Annotated in this window: 8 protein-coding genes; 1 reads left to right on the forward strand and 7 read right to left on the reverse strand. The window is 71.2% G+C overall.

The features are described from left to right. Positions 1-9: 9 nt before the first annotated feature. Positions 10-9,726 (reverse strand): non-ribosomal peptide synthetase, encoded by a 9,717-nt coding sequence (locus C7H84_RS30740; protein WP_121862326.1) that lies wholly within the window; start codon positions 9,724-9,726, stop codon positions 10-12. 272 nt (positions 9,727-9,998) lie between these two features. On the opposite strand from C7H84_RS30740, the gene C7H84_RS30750 reads away from it, so the two are divergent. Next, on the forward strand, positions 9,999-11,744 hold the full coding sequence (locus tag C7H84_RS30750) for a cyclic peptide export ABC transporter (protein WP_121862413.1): 1,746 nt from the start codon (positions 9,999-10,001) through the stop codon (positions 11,742-11,744). A gap of 253 nt (positions 11,745-11,997) precedes the next feature. Here the strand turns inward: C7H84_RS30750 and C7H84_RS30755 are convergent, their stop codons facing one another. Genes C7H84_RS30755 through C7H84_RS30780 form a run of 6 tightly spaced genes read right to left on the reverse strand, consistent with a single transcriptional unit; the run spans position 11,998 to position 18,109 of the window. Next, positions 11,998-13,035, reverse strand: coding sequence for an iron-siderophore ABC transporter substrate-binding protein (locus tag C7H84_RS30755; protein WP_121862327.1), 1,038 nt, complete (start codon positions 13,033-13,035; stop codon positions 11,998-12,000). Then, complete coding sequence (gene fhuF / locus C7H84_RS30760) at positions 13,032-13,862, reverse strand: siderophore-iron reductase FhuF (protein ID WP_121862328.1); 831 nt, start codon at positions 13,860-13,862, stop codon at positions 13,032-13,034. The genes C7H84_RS30755 and fhuF overlap by 4 nt, the downstream gene beginning before the upstream one ends. Then, positions 13,859-15,952: a Fe(3+)-hydroxamate ABC transporter permease FhuB gene (gene fhuB, locus C7H84_RS30765; protein WP_121862329.1), complete on the reverse strand. Its 2,094-nt coding sequence runs from the start codon at positions 15,950-15,952 to the stop codon at positions 13,859-13,861. The genes fhuF and fhuB overlap by 4 nt, the downstream gene beginning before the upstream one ends. Further along, on the reverse strand, positions 15,949-16,812 hold the full coding sequence (locus C7H84_RS30770; protein WP_121862330.1) for an ABC transporter ATP-binding protein: 864 nt from the start codon (positions 16,810-16,812) through the stop codon (positions 15,949-15,951). The genes fhuB and C7H84_RS30770 overlap by 4 nt, the downstream gene beginning before the upstream one ends. Next, a complete protein-coding gene (locus C7H84_RS30775) occupies positions 16,802-17,821 on the reverse strand; it encodes a TauD/TfdA family dioxygenase (RefSeq protein WP_121862331.1) in 1,020 nt (339 codons plus the stop codon). Before C7H84_RS30775 ends, C7H84_RS30770 begins: the two co-directional genes overlap by 11 nt. Positions 17,822-17,866: 45 nt before the next feature. After that, entirely contained in the window at positions 17,867-18,109 is a 243-nt protein-coding gene (locus tag C7H84_RS30780; protein ID WP_121862332.1) for an MbtH family NRPS accessory protein, read from the reverse strand. Between the last annotated feature and the right edge of the window lie 92 nt (positions 18,110-18,201).

Raw genomic sequence — 18,201 nt, forward strand, 5'->3', positions numbered from 1 at the left:
CCGTCGTCCTTATTGGGTTTCCAGTTCGCCGAGCAGCGCATCGATCGCGCTTGCCGCGTCGGTCTCGCCGCAGGCCGCGCAGGCCGCGTCGATCGCGTCCGCGCAGCGCGCCAGCGTGCGGGTGTCGAACAGCGTGCGCAGCGGCAGCGCGAGACCCCAGTGCAGGTTGGCCTGCGCATGGGCCTGCGTCGCGAGCAGCGAGTGGCCGCCGAGCAGGAAGAAATCGTCGTCGCGGCCGATCGCGTCCACGTGCAGCACGCGCTGCCAGATCGCCGCGAGCGCGCGCTCCGTGTCGGTCGCGAGTTCGACGGCCGCGGCAGCGTCCCGCACCGGTGCGGGCAATGCATGGCGATCGCACTTGCCGTTCGGCGTGACCGGCAGCGCGTCGAGTTCGATCAGCCGCGACGGCACCATGTACGCGGGCAACTGCGCGCGCACAACGTCCAGCAGTGCTGCGCGATCGAGCGGGCCTGCGTCGCCGCATGCGACATAGCCGATCAACTGCTCGTCGCGCACGATCACGACCGCGTCGTGCACGCCCGGCGCCGCGCGCAGAAGCGCCTCGATCTCGCCCGGCTCGATCCGCTGGCCGCGCAGCTTCACCTGCGTGTCGACGCGGCCGAGATAGTCGAGCGCGCCGTCCGCGCGGCGCCGCGCGAGGTCGCCCGTGCGGTACATGCGCGCGCCCGGCACGAACGGATTAGGCACGAAACGTTCCGCGGTGAGCGCCGGGCGGCCGAGATAGCCGCGTGCAAGGCCCGCGCCGGCCAGATACAGCTCGCCGGTCGCGCCGGCCGGCACCGGCTGCCACGCCGCATCGAGCACGTGCAGCTGCAGGTTCGCGATCGGATGACCAATCGGCACCGCGACGGCGTTCGCGTCGTCGGGGCAGCAGGTCCAGTGCGACACGTCGATCGCGGCTTCGGTCGGCCCGTACAGGTTCACGAGCGTCGCGTTCGGCATGAGCCGCGCGACCTTCGCGACGAGTTCGGGCGCGAGCGCCTCGCCGCTCGCGACGATCAGGCGCACGCTGTCGCATTGCGCGGCGGCCGCGAAGTCGTCGAGATACGCGGCGAACGCGGCCAGCATCGACGGCACGAAATGGAGCACCGTCACGCCGTGCGCATGGATCGCGGCCGCGAGGCGGGCCGGGTCGCGATGGTCGCCCGGCGCGGCGATCGCGAGCTTCGCGCCGATCGCGAGCGGCCACACGAATTCCCATACCGACACGTCGAAGCCGAACGGCGTCTTGTGCAGCACGACGTCGTCGCGCGTCAGTCGGTAGGCGTGCTGCATCCACGCGATCCGGTTCGCGAGCGCGCCGTGCGAGTTGCCGGCGCCCTTCGGCTTGCCGGTCGAGCCGGACGTGTAGATCAGGTATGCGAGTTGGGCGGCGTCGACGATGTCGGCCGCGACGTCGACGGCGGTGCCGCCCGCGTCATCGGCGAGCAGATCGGCCACTGTCAGCAATTGCGTCGCGCCGGCGTCGCCGAGTGCAGCCTCGACCTGCTCGCGCAAATGGGCTTGCGTGATCGCGACCGCGGGCCGTGCGTCGCGCAGCAGGTACGCGATGCGCTCGGCCGGATAGTCGGGATCGACCGGCAGGTACGCGGCGCCGGCCTTCAGCACGCCGACGAGCGCCGTCACCATGTCGAACGAGCGCTCGACGCACAATGCCACCGGCGTATCGGGCTGCACGCCGCGCCGGCGCAATGCGGCGGCGATGCGTGTCGTGTTCAGATCGAGTTCCCGATAGGTCGCGCGCTGTACGTTGCCGTCGGCGTCCGCATACTCGAGGGCGATCGCATCGGGCGTCGCCCGTGCGGCTTCCGCGAATTGCAGATGCAGCGGCTGTCGTTGCGCGTCCGGCCACGTTTGCGCGGTGTCCTGGGCGCGCGCCAGCGCGTCGCGCGTCGCTGCATCGGCGATCGACAGCGTGCCGAGCAGCGCCTCCGGCGTGCGGGCCAGCGCATCGAGCGCGCAGGCGAACGCTCGGTGCCAGATCTCGACCTGGCGCGCATCGATGCGCGCGGTGTCGTAGCCGTAGTCGATCGTCAGGTCGGCGCCGCTCTCGATCACGAGCGTCAGCGCGAAATCGGTCGCCTCGATGCAGCGGACGTCGGTCAGTGCGAGCGAGCGCGGATCGGCGTCGTGCGCGGTGTCGTCGACCGGATAGTTCTCGAACACGACCAGCGTGTCAAACAGTGCGCCGCCGGCGCCGCGCGCCCAGCGCTGGATATCGGCGAGCGGCGTATGCGCATGCTCGGCGGCGGCCGCATTCTCGCGTTGCAACGCCTGCAGCCAGTCGGCCGCGCGCTGTTGCGGCGCGGGCGCCGTGATCACGGGCAGCGTGTTGATGAAGAGGCCGAGTACCGTGTCGACGTCCGCGAGCGCATCGGGACGGCCCGCGACGGTCGCGCCGAACGCGACGGCCGGCTGGTGCGTCATGCGTTGCAGCGCGAGCGCCCACGCGCCCTGCACCAGCGTGTTGACGGTCAGCTTCAGCGTGCGCGCCGTTTGCGCGACACGCGTCATCGCCGCCGCGTCGATCGTCGCGCGCCACGTGACCATCTCGGCGTCCGCGCGGTCGGCGACGCGCTCGGCGATCAGCGTCGGCGCGTCCAGACGTGCCAGTCGCTCGGTCCAGAAGCGCTCGTCCGCATCGCGATCGCGCGTGCCGAGCCACGCGATGAAGTCGCGATAGCGCAGCGTCGGGCGACTCGCGAACGGCGATACCGCATCGGGGTCACGATAGTCGCGCAGCACGTCGGCCAGCAGTCGCGCGGTGCTCCAGCCGTCGAGCAGCACGTGGTGACGAGTCCACACGACGCGCCATGCGTCGTCGGTCACGCGGATCAGCGTGAGCCGCATCAGCGGCGGCTCGCGCCAGTCGAAGCCGCGTGCGCGGTCGGCCGCGAGCCAGGCATCGAAATCGGCGTCCAGCGTGTCGCCGCGCATGCGCCAGTCGAGCTGTTCGACCGGCATACGCGCATGGCGATGCACGCATTGCAGCGGCGCGGCTTCGTCCGGCATCACGCTGGTGCGCAGGATGTCGTGACGTTCGACCGAGGCGCCGAACGCGGCCGCGAGCCGGTCGGCATCGAGCGCGCTCGCGGTTGCGACGAGCTGGTTCACGTAACTGGCATGACCGGGCGCGAACAACGCATGGAACAGGATGCCCTGCTGCATCGGCGACAGCGGATATACGTCGTCGATCGTGCGCCAGTCGAGCGGCGCGCGCTCGATCGCGGCCTGCGTGAGGCCGGCGGCCTGCGCGAGCGGGAAGTCGCCCGGCGTCGCACCGCCGCCGCGATGCGCGATACGCGACGCGCACGCTTCGGCGAGTTCGCGCAGCGCAGCGGCGAAGCGTTGCGCGAACGCATCGATCGTCGCGCGCTCGAACTGCGGCGCACCGTACACCCAGTGAACCTTCAGCGTGCGCGCGCCGTCGCGGTCGGTATCCAGATAGGCATGGATCGCGAGCGCGTTGCCGAGCGGCCCCTGCGGGTCGCGCTCGATGCCGGCGCCGCCGAAGCGCGGCACGAGCGTCGCATCGCGCGGCGCATCGAACTGGCCGAGATAGTTGAACGTGACGCGCGGACGCGGTACGGCAGCGAGCGCCGCACGCGTCGCCGCATCGCCGTAGTGCGCGAGCACGCCGAAGCCGAGCCCCTTGTGCGGCACCGCGCGCAGCGTGTCCTTGACCGCGCACAGCGTGTCGCGCGCGGTGGCTTCGACCGGCAGCGTGACCGGATAGTGGCTCGTCAGCCAGCCGATCGTGCGGCTCGCATCCGCATCGTCGAACAGTGCTTCGCGGCCGTGCCCTTCGAGTTCGACGCGGCATGCAGTGGCGCCGCCGGGGCCGGCCAGCGCCAGCGCAAGGGCTGCGCTCAGCAGTTCGATTGTCTGTGTACGGTATGCGGCGTGCGCGTCGGTCAGCGCGGCGCGCGTCAATGCCGCGTCGATCGTCTGCACGACGGTGGCCATGTCGGCGTTGGTCGCCGCTGCGTCGGGATGATCGGGCACGATGTCGTCGCCGCGTGCCATGCCGGCCCAGTAAGAGACTTCGTCAGCGAACGGCGATGCAGGCTCCGTCGCGGCGCGCGCGAGACGGGCGGCCCACGCGTCGGCGCGCAGGCCCGGTTGCGACAGGCGAACCGGTGCGCGCTCGCATGCGGCGCGATACGCGGCGTCCAGGTCGTCGAGCAGGATGCGCCACGACACGCCGTCGACGATCGCGTGGTGAATCGCCAGATACAGCTGCGTCGAACCGTCCGGCAGCCGCGCCGCGCATGCGCATGCAAGTGGGCCGCGGCCGAGGTCGAGACGGCGCTGCAACGCGTCGAAGCGCGCGAGTGCATCGGCTTCGTCGCGGGCGGCGACGTCGACGAACGGCAGTGCGTCGTACGGTTTCGGCGCGTCGCTCGCATGCCACTTGCCATCCGCGCCGCGCGTGAAGCGCCGACGGAACGCGTCGTGATGGGTCAGCAAGGCGTCGAACGCACGCGCGAACGCATCGACGTCGAACGGGCCGCGCACGTCGAATGCGACAGACTGGTTCCAGTGGCCCGGATGCGGGACGTCGAGCGCGAAGAAGCGCTGCTGTGCGGGTGTCAGGATCGCGTCGGCAGCCGGTTCGGACTGCGCCGTTGCCGACACGACCGAGGTCGCCGCCGGCGTGGCGGCGGCGATGTCCACGGTCTTCGCGATGCGTGCGAGTTCGGCGATCGTCGGGCCGTCGAACAACTGCTTCGGCGTGAAGCGCACGCCGCGCTTGCGAGCACGCGCGATCACCTGCAGCACGAGGATCGAATCGCCGCCGAGTTCGAAGAAGTTGTCGTCGCGGCCGACGTGCGGCGCCTTCAGCACCGCTTGCCAGACTTCGGCGAGCGCCGTTTCGACCGGGCCCTGCGGCGCATCGCCGGACGCAACGGCGACGGGCGCGACCGCCAGCTCGCGCAGCGCCGCGCGATCGATCTTGCCGTTCGCGGTCACCGGCAGGCGTGCGAGCGCGACGAACTGCGCCGGCACCATGTAGTCGGGCAGCGTCGCGCCAAGCGCGGCGCGCACGGCGGCTTCGTCGAATGCCGCGCCGTCGCGCATCACGACGCACGTTACAAGCCGCAGGCGGCCGTCGTGCTCGATCGCGAGCGTCTCGGCCTGGGCAATCGGGCCGGCCGCGCGCACGGCCGCGCTGACTTCGCCCGGTTCGACGCGATAACCGCGAATCTTCACCTGGTCGTCGATGCGCCCGAGGAACGCGAGACGGCCGTCGGCGCGCAGACGCACGCGGTCGCCGGTGCGATACAGGCGCGCACCGGGCGTAAACGGATCGGGCACGAAGCGCTCGGCGGTCTGCGCCGGCCGCTTCAGATAGCCGCGCGCGACGCCCGGCCCGCCCAGATACAACTCGCCCGCCGCACCGGCCGGCACGCATGCGCCGAACGCGTCGAGTACCAGCGCGCGCGCATTCGGCAGCGGTACGCCGAGCGGCACACCACTCGCCGGGTCGCGCGCGTCCGCGGCAATCGACGCGGTATCGCACGCGAGCGCGCCGACGGTCGCTTCGGTCGGCCCGTAGTGATTGATCACGCGGCAGGCCGGCGCGAGCGCGGCCACGCGCGCGACGAGCGCCCACGTCAGCGTTTCGCCGCCGGTCACGAGCGCGTGGCGCGGCAGCACGTCGGCCGGCACGCGCGCGTCGAGCAGTGCCTGCAGGTGGCTCGGCACGATCTTCAGCACGCCGACGTCGCGGTCGCGCATTTCCTCAGCGAACAGGTCCGGATCGAACGCGCACGCGGCCGGCAGCAAGTGCAGCGTGCGGCCCGCGCACAGCGCGCCGAACAGCGTCGTATGGCCGAGGTCGGCGGCCACGGTCGACACCATCGCGAACGACGCGTCCGGCGCGAACGCGAGTTCGTCGAGCATCCCCTGCACGTAGTCGGCCAGTGCGCCGTGCGACACGACGACGCCCTTCGGGGTGCCCGTCGAGCCCGACGTATAGATCAGGTAAGCGCCCTGCTCCGGATGCGGCGCGACGTGGATGCCCGCTGCATGCGCAAGCGTCGCATCCTGCGCGAGCGTGTCGACGTCGAGCGGTTGTGCGCCGGTGTCGGCCGGCCATGCGGCAACCTCCGCGACGAGTGCCCAGCATGCGCCGCAATCGGCGGCCGCGGCCGCGACGCGCGCGGCCGGCTGCGCCGGATCGAGCAGCACCGCGAGCGCGCCGGCCTTCAGCGCGCCGAGCAGAGCGACGACGAAGCGGGCCGACCGCTCGATGCAGACGATGACGGGCGCTTCGGCCGTCGCACCGCGCAGTTTCAGTGCATGCGCGATGCGGTTCGATGCGTCGTCGAGTTCAGCGAACGTCAGCGATGCCGACGCATCGGCGAGCGCGACGCGATGCGGATACGCGGCCGCCTGCCGAGCGAAGGCGGCGACGATGTCGGCGTGTTCGACGTTCAGCGCGCGACCGTCGCGCGGCTGACGCGACGCCGGCGACGCATCGCACGGCAGCGCGGCCGTCGTGGCGTGTGGTTCATGAGCGGCGGACGACACCAGCGCCGCATAGCTGTCGAGCCACGCGCGCGCGGTATCGGCATCGATGCAGTCGGTTGCATACGCGGCGACGAGCTCGATCCCGTTCGCGTCGTCGGTGAAGTCCAGCGCGAAGTCGAAGCGCGCGGCGAGATCGGGGCCCGGCGTCGCCACCGCGGTCGCGCCCGGCAGCACGCTGTCGTGCCGCGCATCGAACTGCTGCGCGAATTTCACGCGCAGCCATTCGTCGCCGCGCTTCACGGGCGGCTGCACCGCATCGACGACGCGCTCGAACGGCACGTCCTGGTGCGCGACCGCATCGAGCGCCGCCGTGCGTGCCGCATCGACCAGCGCGCGGAACGGCTGCGTCGGCGCCACGCGCACGCGCAGCGCGACCGTGTTCAGGAACAGGCCGAGCAGCGCGCGCGTTTCCGGGCGCTGGCGGTGCGCGACCGGCACCGCGACGACGACGTCCGTCTCGCCGGTCAGGCGCGACAGCCATGCGTCGAGCGCGGCCAGCAGCACGGTGAAGACCGTCGCCTGTGCATCGCGTGCGAGACGCCGCACGTCGGCCGCGACCGCGTCGGGCAGGCGCACCGATACGCGCGCGCCCTGCAGCGTGCGCGTCGCGCCCGGCTGGCGGTCGACCGGCAGCGCGAGCGGGCCCGGCACGTCGCGCAGCGCACCACGCCAGTAGTCGAGCTGTCGCTCGCCTTCGCCGCCGGCGAGCATGTCGCGCTGCCAGTCCGCGTAGTCGGCGTACTGGATCGGCAGTTCCGGCAGCGACGGTTCGCGCCCTTGCGCATACGCACGGTACGCAGCAGACAGTTCGTCGAACGCACAGCGCGAGCTCCAGCCGTCGGTGATCGCGTGGTGCGCGGTCAGCAGCAGCCGGTGGCGATCGTCGGCGAGCACGACCAGCGTCGCGCGCAGCAGCGGCCCGCGCGTCAGATCGAACGGGGCGCCCGCGTCGCGTTCGGCAATGCGCGCGGCTTGCGCATCACGCGCGGCCGGCGGTTGGTCGCGCAAGTCGAACGTGGCGATCGCAACCGGCAGATGCGCATGGACGCGCTGCATCACGATGCCGTCGTCATTGTCGACGAGCGTCGTGCGCCACGCGTCGTGCCGACCGATCACGTGATCGAGCGCGCGTTGCAGTGCGGCGCGGTCGAGCGAGCCGTCGATCGTCCAGTGCGCGGCGATGTGATACGCGGCGCTGGCGTCGCGCGTGTGCGCGAGCACCCAGAAGCGTTGCTGCGCGAGCGATGCGGCGCGCTCGACGTGCGGCGCGGCGGCGGCACCGGCCGGCGCTGCCGAGCGGCGCGCGGGAATCCCGGCCAACGGTTCGCCCGTTTCGCGTTCCGAACGATCGACCTGCGCGGCGAGATCGGCCAGCGCCGGATCGGCGAACAGCGTGTCGAGCCGCAGGTTCACGCGCAACGCGGCGCGGATCGCGGCCTGCAATTGCATCGCGGCGAGCGAATCGGCGCCCAGTGCGAAGAAGCGAGCATCACGCGACGGCGTCGTATCGAGGCCGAGCAGCATCTGCCAGAAGCCGGCGATCTGCCGTTCGGTCGGCGTGCTCGGCGCGTCGCCCGCGTGTTGTACCGTGTCGCGCGCGGCGGCGATGCGCTCGCGCAGCGCGGCACGGTCGATCTTGCCGTTCAGCGTGTACGGCAGTGCGTCGCAGCGCACGAACCGGTGCGGGTGCCACGCGGCGGGCAACTGCGCGGCCACGTGCGCCTTCAGCGCCGCATCGTCGGCGCCCGTGCGCAGCGCGACGCATGCGACCAGCCGCGTCGGCCCGTTGCCGGTTTCGGCGATCACGGCCGCGTCGGTCACCGCCGGATGCGTGCGCAGGCACGCGGCAATTTCAGCAGGCTCCACGCGCACGCCGCGCACCTGGACCTGGTCGTCGAGTCGGCCGAGATAATCGAATGCGCCGTCGGCGCGCAGGCGCGCGAGGTCGCCGGTGCGGTACACGCGCGCACCGGGCTCGCCGTGCGCATCGGGAATGAAGCGCTCGGCGGTCAATGCCGGGCGACCGTGATAGCCGCGCGCGATGCACACGCCGCCGAGCAGCAGCTCACCGCCCTCGCCCGGTGCGTTTGATTCATTCGATTCATTCGATGCGCTGGTCGTGTCGCCATCGATACGCGCGACGCGCGGACCGATCGCGCGACCGATCGGCAGCGATGCATACGCATCGTCCGCGGCCAGCACCGGCGTTGCGCCCGGCTCGACCGGCCACAGCATCGGCGAGATCACGGCCTCGGTCGGCCCGTAACCGTTGATCAGGCGCACCGACGGAAACGTGCGGCGCACGAACTCGAACGCCTGCTGCGGCAGCGCTTCGCCGCCGAACGCGAGCACGCGCAGCGCCGGCGGCACACCTTCGCGCGCGGCAACCGCCGCGAATTCGCGCAGGTACGCCGGCGGAAACGCGGCGACGCTGACCGCTTCGCGCACCATCAGCGCATGGGCGGCATCCGGCGCGAACGGCTGCGGCGGCGCAATCGTCACGCTCGCGCCGACCGCGAGCGGCGCGAGCCAGCATTCGTGCGCGGCATCGAAATTCACCGACGCGAAATGCAGCAGGCGGTCGCCTCTTTCGATCGGCAGCGCACGTGCGAGTGCCTCGCAATGCGCGGCGAGCGGCCCGTGTTCGACGACCACCGCCTTCGGCGTGCCGGTCGAGCCCGACGTATAGATCATGTAGGCGGCCGAGCGCGGATGCACCGTCACGTCTTCGTCGTCGACGAAAATCGTGGCGTCCGTGCCGTGAGCTTGTGCCGGCGTCGCATCGAACGCGTGTTCGAACGGCGCGCCGAGCGCCGCGCGGCCGGCCGCATCGACAATCCCGTGACGCAGTTGCGCATCGCGGACGATCCAGTCGAGGCGCGCGGCGGGATGACGCGGATCGAGCGGCACGAACACGCCGCCCGCCTTCAGCACGGCCAGCAGCGCGACGAACAGCTCGCACGAGCGCTCGACGCAGACGCCGACCCGCACTTCCGCGCCGACACCGGCCGCACGCAGTTGCCGTGCAAGCGATGAAGCACGCGCGTCGAGCGCGCCGCGCGACAGGCGCAGGTCGTTCTGGAAAGGCGCGGCGAGCGCGGGTGCGTCGGGCGCGATGCGCGCCAGTTCGCGGATTCGGTGATGCAGCGCAGTCGGGAAACTCGTCATGTGCGTGAAGTCCTTCGGTCCGGCCGCTTCGGCCAAGTCTCGGGGCCGCTTGGGGCGGCTTCACTGGTGTGACGAACGGCGCCGCCGATTTTTTACCGTTTTGCGCGCAAAGCCCGAACGAAGCCGTTTTTTTTGCACGCAGCGCTAAATATTTGCGCGGCCCGTTCGTCTATCAGGGAGGAAAGCCGCAGCCGGGCCCGGCCCGCGCCGCTTTCGCGTCAGTTTTGCCGTTTCCACATGGACTGCCTGCCCTTCATTTACCGACGTTGCCGATGACAGCCGCCCACGAGCCTTCTTCCCCGCCGTCCCTCGACGCCTCCCCCGGCCGCCCCGCGGCCCGCCTGATCCTCGCGCTGCTGCGCGAAAGCCGCGCGTCGCTCACGCTCGCGCTCGTCGCGTGCGTGCTCAACGGTGTCGCGAGCGTGCTGCTCGTCGCGACGCTGAACCGCGCGCTCGCCACACCCGGCGCGGCCGATGCAGCGCTCGCGTGGCGCTTCGCGCTGTGCGCGGTGATCGCGCTCGTCACGCGGATCGTGTCCGGCACGCTGTTCGCGCGGCTGTCGCAGGACACGATGGCGCGGCTGCGCGTGCATCTCGCGCGGCGCGTCGGCGCGGCCGAGCTGCGCGACATCGAGCGGATCGGCGCGGCGCCCGTGCAGTCGGTGCTGACCGACGACGCGACCAACGTGTCGATGCTGTTCTTCGCGCTGCCGAACCTCGTGATGCACGGTTCGATCGTGTTCGGCTGCCTCGGCTACCTCGCGTGGCTATCGTGGCCCGTGTGCGCGCTTGCGCTGACCGCGATCATCGCGGGCTCGCTCGGCTATCACACCGGCGACCGCCGCGCGATCGCGTCGCTCGAGGCGGCCGGCCACGCGCAGGACCGCCTGTTCGGCTATCTCGGCGCGCTGTTCTCCGGCGCGAAGGAACTGAAGCTGCACGATGCGCGCGCCCGCCAGTTCGTCGACGGCCAGCTGGGCGCCGCAATCGGCGAAGTGCGCGACCATCGGCGCCGCGCGTTCAGCGCGTATGCGGTCGGGGTCGGCTGGATCATCTTCCTGTTCTACGTGTTCCTCGGCGCGGCCGCGTTCTGGCCGCAGCTCGGCGTGCATGCCGATGCGGGCACGGCGGCCGGCTACGTCGTCGTGTTCCTGTTCATGCTGGTGCCGCTCGACGGCTTGCTGAACAACCTGCCGACCGTCAATGCGGCGCGCGTGTCGCTCGGCCGGATCGAAGGCGTGATGGCCGAATTCGGCGCGCTGCGCACGGTGCCGCCCGCGAGCGACGCGCCCGACGTGCCGCCGGCCGGCGCCGTCACGCTGCGCGGCGTCACGCACGCGTATTTCCACGAGCGCGACGAACGGATGTTCCGGATCGGGCCGGTCGACCTGACGATCCGGCCGGGCGAGCTCGTGTTCATCGTCGGCGGCAACGGCAGCGGCAAGACGACGCTCGCGAAGGTGCTGACGGGGCTCTACGAGCCGGAGGAAGGCACCATCGAGGTCGACGGCCGCACGATCGGCTGGCGCGAGCGCGCCGCGTACCGGCAGCGCTTCAGCGCGGTGTTCAACGACTTCCACCTGTTCGATGCGCTGCTCGGCATCGTCGATCCGGACGATCCGGCGCGGGCCCAGGCCGATGCGCGCGCGAATGCGCTGATCGCGAAGCTCGCGCTTGATCACAAGGTGAAGGTCGTCGACGGCGCGTTCTCGAATCGTGCGCTGTCGACTGGCCAGCGCAAGCGGCTCGCGCTCGTCGTCGCCTATCTGGAGGACCGGCCGTTCTACCTGTTCGACGAATGGGCGGCCGACCAGGATCCGTCGTTCAAGGCCGTGTTCTACGAGCAGCTGCTGCCGGAGTTGCGCGCCCGCGGCAAGGCCGTGATCGTGATCACGCACGACGACCGCTATTTCGATCTCGCCGATCGGCTGCTGAAACTCGACAACGGACAGATCGTCAGCGACACGATGCCCGCGCGGTCGCGCGCGCGGGACGGTGCCGACGCGCTGAGCGCGTAAACACGAATGAACGCCGGCCGCCTGCGCGCAGCGATTGCGATGCGCAGGCGGCCGGCGTTCGGTTCAGAGGATTGGAAGAATCGGAATATTCGGCAAGACCGGAGCGACATATCGTTCGGTGTGCTTTGAAGCGGTCGAAAGCATATGCAACACCGTCGGGATCACGCGAAACGAGCATTCGCACTGCACACGCAAGGCAAGACAACGCATTTCCCGACCACGCTGCCTCCCCCGCTGACAACCCGCCCCTCGTTCAGCGCGCGGCCGGCAGCTTCAGCATCGTATCGGTCATCACGTCGGCCAGCTTCAGCGCCGACATCGGCCCGCCGAATCCCCAGATGTTCCGCTCGATGAGCGCGATCCTGTGCTCGCGCAGCGCGGGCACGAACCGCCACACCGGCGAATCGAGTTTCGACGACAGCGGCACGTCCATTCCCGTCGCGGTGACGAACAGCACGGCGAGGTCGCGTTGCCGGAGCAAGTCGGCGGACGTCACGTAAACCGTGCCTTCCCGCGTCGGCTTCTTCGGCCACGGATCGAGCCCGAGCGCACGCGCGAGGCCCGCCGATGTGCTGTTGCCCGTATAGGCCCAGTAACGATCGGGCAGCCCGAGATCCTGCAGCAGCGCGATGCGCTCGCCGCTGCGCCCGGCCGCGTTCAGCCGTGCCGCATTGCGCGCGATACCCGCGTCGAGTTGCGCGTCGACCGCTTGCGCGCGCGCGTCGCGTCCGGTCACGCTGCCGATCGTGCGGAAAATCTGTCGCATCCAGTCGAGCTGCGTGACGGGAACGCCGTCTTCCGATACGTTCGGGCTGAACTGGAACAGGATCGTCGGCGCGATCCGGTCGAGCGCGGCAAAGATCGGCGCATGCCGGAAGCCGACGCCGATGATCAGATCGGGCTTCACCGCCGCGATCGCCTCGAGCCCCGGCTCCTGCCGCGAGCCGATGTCGGTCACGTGCGCGAGCCGGTCGCTCGCGTAGCCGAGCCAGCCCGGATAGAACGCGGTATCGGCCATGCCGACCGGCACGATGTCGAGCGCGATCAAGCTTTCCGCGAACATGAAGTCGAGTGCGACCACGCGCTGCGGCCGCACCGGCATCGTCGTGCTCGCCTGCGAAACAACGGGGTTGCCGGCCAGCGAGCGGCCCGGTTGCGAAGCCGTGCCGCGCTGCCCGGCGCGCGCATCGTCGGCGCTTGCAACGGCCGGCGTGACGAGCGCGGCCAGTACGCGGAGCGCATGGCGACGGCCGGCATGCGCGGCCGCAGCGACCGGCGTTACCGGCGTCATCGGATCGCGTCCTGCTCGGCCAGCGCCTTGTCGTCCATCGTCAACAGCAGGGGGCAGCTTCCACACAGTTGCGTTTCTCCAGGAATTTCGTAGCGCAGGCAGCACACGCGCCGCGCACGAAACGGCGTCGGCAAGAGCGGCGAGCGCGGCACGGCATCGCGAACCGGCATGCGCAGCGGATTCGGTTCGCCATGCACGCACGACGCGCCGAACAGCCAGTCCGCATCGCGCACCGGATCGGCCGCGCACGGCAGCGTGCGATACGTGTCGAGCAGATAGTCGAGCAGATTGCCTGCGTTGCTCCACAGCACGCGCGGCGTGACGCCGCCCATCGCCGCGAGCAGGTCGATCACCGCGCCGAGATGCGCGACAAGCCCTGCATAGCGCTGCGCAGGCGAGTCGCACGGCGCGCCGAGCGCATCCGGCGCGAAATACAGCGCGGCCGGCATCCCGTCGTCGAGCGCGACGAACGTGCGCTCCGGCGCCATGTCGAGCGGGCGGCCGAGCGTCAGCGCGGCGACCACGCCGGCGGGCGCCGCGCGGCCGAAGTAGTACTTGCTCCATTGCGACATCAGCGCACGCGCATGCTGCGCCGGATCGCCGCCGTAATGACGGACCATCGCGTCGAGCATCGCCGCGCGATGATCGGGCAGCGCGCTGACCGGCACGACGATGCGGCCCGGCGCGTGCACGCCGTCGGACATTTCGTCGGGTATCCCATCGGGCATCCCGAGCCACACGACGTCGAGATGCTCGGCAAACGGTTCGGGCGCGCACGCGGAAAAGCGCGTGGCGCGTGCGCCGTCGAGCGCGAGCAGGGGCCTCATCGCGCCGCGCGCCGGGCGCGGCGCCCCTCGAGGATCAGCAGCCCGAGCAGGTACGGTGCGCCGATCAGCGCGGTCAGCACGCCGGCCGGCACTTCGCGCGGCGCGACGACCGTGCGGGCAGCCAGGTCGGCACATCCGAGGATCAGCGCGCCGCAAGCGGCCGCGAGCCACAACCGCGTGCGATGCCGGCGCGCGCCGAGCATCGTCGCGACGTGCGGCGCCATCAGCCCGATGAAGCCGACCGGGCCGACCGCCGCGACGGCCGCGCACGCGGCAAGCGTCGCGATCGTCAGCGCGAGCGGCCGCAGCGCGGCGACCGGCAAGCCGAGTGCGGCTGCCTGGTCGTCGCCGAGCGCGAGCATGTCGAGCGGTCGTGCCAGCCATGCGAAGACGGGCACCGCCAGCACGCACCAGGGCAGCAGCATCGACACCTCGCCCCAGCTGCGACCATAGGTGCCGCCGACGAGCCACACGACGAAGCGTGCGGGCTGCACGCTTTCCTGCGTGATCAGCCACTGCGCGAGCGTGGTCCACAGCGCGCCGATCACGATGCCGGTCAGCGCGACCGCGAGCGGTGCGTACCGATGCCGATGATTCTGCGCGAGCGTGATCGCGAGCGACAGGCCGCCGCCGATCAACGCGGCGGCCGCGAGCGTCACGTGGCCCATCAGCGGCCACGTCGACAATGCAAACAGCGTGACGAGCCCCGCGCCTTGCGTGACGCCGAGCACTTCGGGGCCCGCCAGCGGATTGCGCACGACGCTTTGCATCGCGACGCCGCTCACGGCCAGCAGCGCGCCGGCGAGCAGCGCGCACAGCAGGCGCGGCATGCGCAGATCGATCAGCATGTGCGCAACGGGATCATGACCCGACAGCGCGGCGGACCAGCGCGCGGGCGACAGCCATTCGGGGCCAGCCGACACGCCGACGAACACCGCGAGCGCGCCCATCACGACGAACAGCGCGGTACGTAGCGGCCAGCCGAGCCGTTCGAGCCAGCCGACGATGCGCGTCGCGTCGCCACCGGCCGAGCGTTCGGCTTCCGCATGCAGCACGCCCGACCAAGCGGCGCCGCGCCGGATCATCGCGAGCATCAGCGGCGTACCGACGAGCGCGATCGCGACGCCGGTCGACAGCGTCGCGTCGAGGCCCGATGCGAGCACCGCGCTGTCGGTGACGAGCACCAGCGCGCCGCCCGCGAGCGCCGACAGCGGCACCAGCACGCCGAGCCGCGCCGCGCGCGCGCCGCGCAGCTGGCGCAGCAGGTTCGGCGCGACGAGCCCGACATACGACAGCGGGCCCGCGATGCTGACGGCCACGCTCGTGAACGCCACTGCGACGATCGTCGCGGCGAGCCGCGTCGCGTCGACGCGCACGCCGGCGGCAGCCGCCGCGTCGTCGCCGAGCGCGAGCGGATTCAGCGGCCGGATCACGAACGGCAGCGCGAGCAGCGGCACGACGAGCCAGCGCGCGGCCAGCGCCAGTCCGGTCGCGCCCGGTTGATAGAGACTGCCGTTGGTCCACAGCGCGGCGCCCGCGATGTTCTGCTCGAAGAACGCGAGCACGAGCGTCGACAGCGCCGCGAACAACAGCATGCAGACGCTGCCCGCGAGCACGAGCCGCAGCGGCGTCGCGCGCCAGCCGCCGGCCGCGACGATCGCGACCGCGGCGGCGATCAGCCCGCAGACGAACAGCAGCGGCACCGACGCGACACCGGCGAGCGCCGGCACCAGCATCGCCGCGAGCAGGCCGAGCTGGGCGCCGCCCGTCACGCCGAGCAGGTCGGGCGACGCGAGCGGGTTGCGTGTGAGCGACTGGAACAGCGCGCCTGCGATCCCGAGGCAGCCGCCCGCGACCAGCGCGGCCGCGACCCGCGGGAGATTGAGATCGAACAGGAACACGCCGGCGAGTGCCGCCGCGTCGCTGCCCGGCGCGGCGTGCCACCACACGCGCAGGTCCGGTGCGACGCGCAGCACCGCCAGCACCGCGATCAGCGCGACGAAGCCAAGCGCGAGCGCGCCGGCGCGCCGACCCGGTACGGCACCCCGCCCGCTCGCCGCGAGCCGCTTGCGCATCGCGAACGTCGTCATACGGCGATGTCCCGGTCAACGACGCGATCGAGCGCATGCGGCGTGCCGGTGGTCGCCGGCCCATAGACCGGCCCGTAGGCCGGCACGCACATCGGCGCGCCCGTCTGCGGATGCGCGAGCTTCAGCATGTCGACGCCGAACGCCGCGCGCAGCTGCGCCGGCTCCAGCATCGCGTCGGGCGAGCCCTGCGCGACGAGGCGGCCGGCACGCATCAGCACGATATCGTCGCTGTACGCGGCCGCCTGGTTCAGGTCGTGCAGCACCCAGACGATCGTCAGCCCGCGCGCGCGGTTCAATGCGCGCAGCGCGTCGAGGATGTCGAGCTGGTGATGGATGTCGAGATAGGTCGTCGGCTCGTCGAGCAGCACGATCGGCGCCTGCTGGGCGAGCGCCATCGCGATCCACGCGCGCTGCCGTTCGCCACCGGACAGCGCGCCGACGTCACGCTCGGCGTCGCCGGCGAGGCCGCTCGTGTCGAGCGCCTCGTCGATCGCCGCATGATCGGCGCGCGACAGCCCGCGCAGGAAGCCGCCGTACGCGTAGCGCCCGTACGCGACCAGTTCGCGCACCGTCAGCCCCGACGGAATCTGGTTGAACTGCGCGAGCATCGTGAGCTCGCGCGCGAGCGCGCGACGGCGAAACGACGCGAGCGGCTTGCCGTTCACGTCGATGTGGCCCGCACGCGCGGGCTGCAGACCCGCGAGCGTGCGCAGCAGCGTGCTTTTGCCACAGCCGTTCGGGCCGCACAGCGCCGTCACGCGGCCGGCCGCGATCGACAGGTCGAGCCCGTCGATCACGACATGGTCGCGATAACCCACTGTCAACCCGCGCGCCGCCAGCGCGGCGGGACTACGCGTCATCGGTCCTCCGTTCGGCCGCGCGCGGGACCGTGTAACTCTGCGCCATCGCGACCACCACTTTGCGCGGCCCTTCGAACGGGTCGCGCGCATGCGCGGTCAGCATGTTGTCGAGCATCAGCACGTCGCCCGTCTGCCACGGGAACACGATGCGCTGGCGATCGAGCACGCCGCGGATCTCCGCGAGCGCGTCGGCCTCGAGCGGCGCGCCGTCGCCGTAGTACACGTTGCGCGGCACGTTTTCGAGGCCGACCGCGTCGACGAGTGCTTCGTGCATGTCGTCGTCGAGCGCGGACAGATGAAACAGGTTCGCCTGGTTGAACCACACACGGTCACCCGTGCGCGGATGGCGCGCGACGGCCTGACAGCGTTCGCGCGTGCGCAGCAGCAGCTCGCCGTCGTCATCGGTGCGCCACGCGCATTCGATCCCGCGCGCCGCGCACATCCGTTCGACTTCGGCCGGCGCGTCGGTGCCGAACGACTGCTGCCACGGCAGGTCGAGCCCCTGGCCGAAATTGCGCACGTACAGCAGTTCGCGCTGCTCGAAGCGCGCGATGAGCGCGGGATCGAGCGCACGATAGACGGCGCGGCTGTCCGCGATCGGCGTCGCCCCGCCCTTCGGTGCGGCGAGTGCGCAATGGAACCAGATCCGCAGCGGCCATTCGCGCGTGTACGACTGCTCGTTGTGCAGCGGAATCGCGCGGTGCGGCGGGTATTCGGTCGACGTGTAGACGGCGCCTTCGACCTGGCTGCGCGGTGTCGACGCGTATTCATAGCCGATCAGCGGATCGCCGAACGACGCCGCGAACTGCTGGAACGCGTCGATCGACGGCACGTGAAAACCTGTGAACAGCACACCGCCCGCCCGTTCGAGCGTGTCGGCCGCGATCGCGTGCGCGAGCGGCGCGATCTCGTCGAGCGACAGGCCGTCGGCGCTGCGCGGCGACACGACGGTGGGCAGCCCCGGCTCGATACGCAGGTCGTCGAGCGTCGGCAACGAAAGCAGGGTCATGCAACGTCCTCTTCAGGTGGCGCGCCGCACCCGCGGCGCAGCAGGTCACGACGCGCGCGTCGCGCGGTCGCCGTCCATCGCGCGGCGCAGGCTCGCGGGGCGCATGTCGGTCCAGACGGTCTCGATGTGCGCGAGGCAGTCGGCTTTCGCGCCGCGCACGCCGACCTCGCGCCAGCCGGCCGGCACGGGCCGAAACGTCGGCCAGATCGAATACTGCTCTTCATCGTTGATGACGACCGTATAGACGAGGTCGTCGGTGTCGGCGGAAGGCGTCGTGGCTTGCGTCATGATCGAAATAAGGCGGGAGGCGGTTGATGGAGGCGAAGCGGCGAAAAGTCGGATCGGCCGCTCCTGTGTTGAAGACGATTGGCCGATGCGTT

This window comes from Burkholderia sp. Nafp2/4-1b (assembly GCF_003635165.1).
GTDB lineage: Bacteria > Pseudomonadota > Gammaproteobacteria > Burkholderiales > Burkholderiaceae > Burkholderia.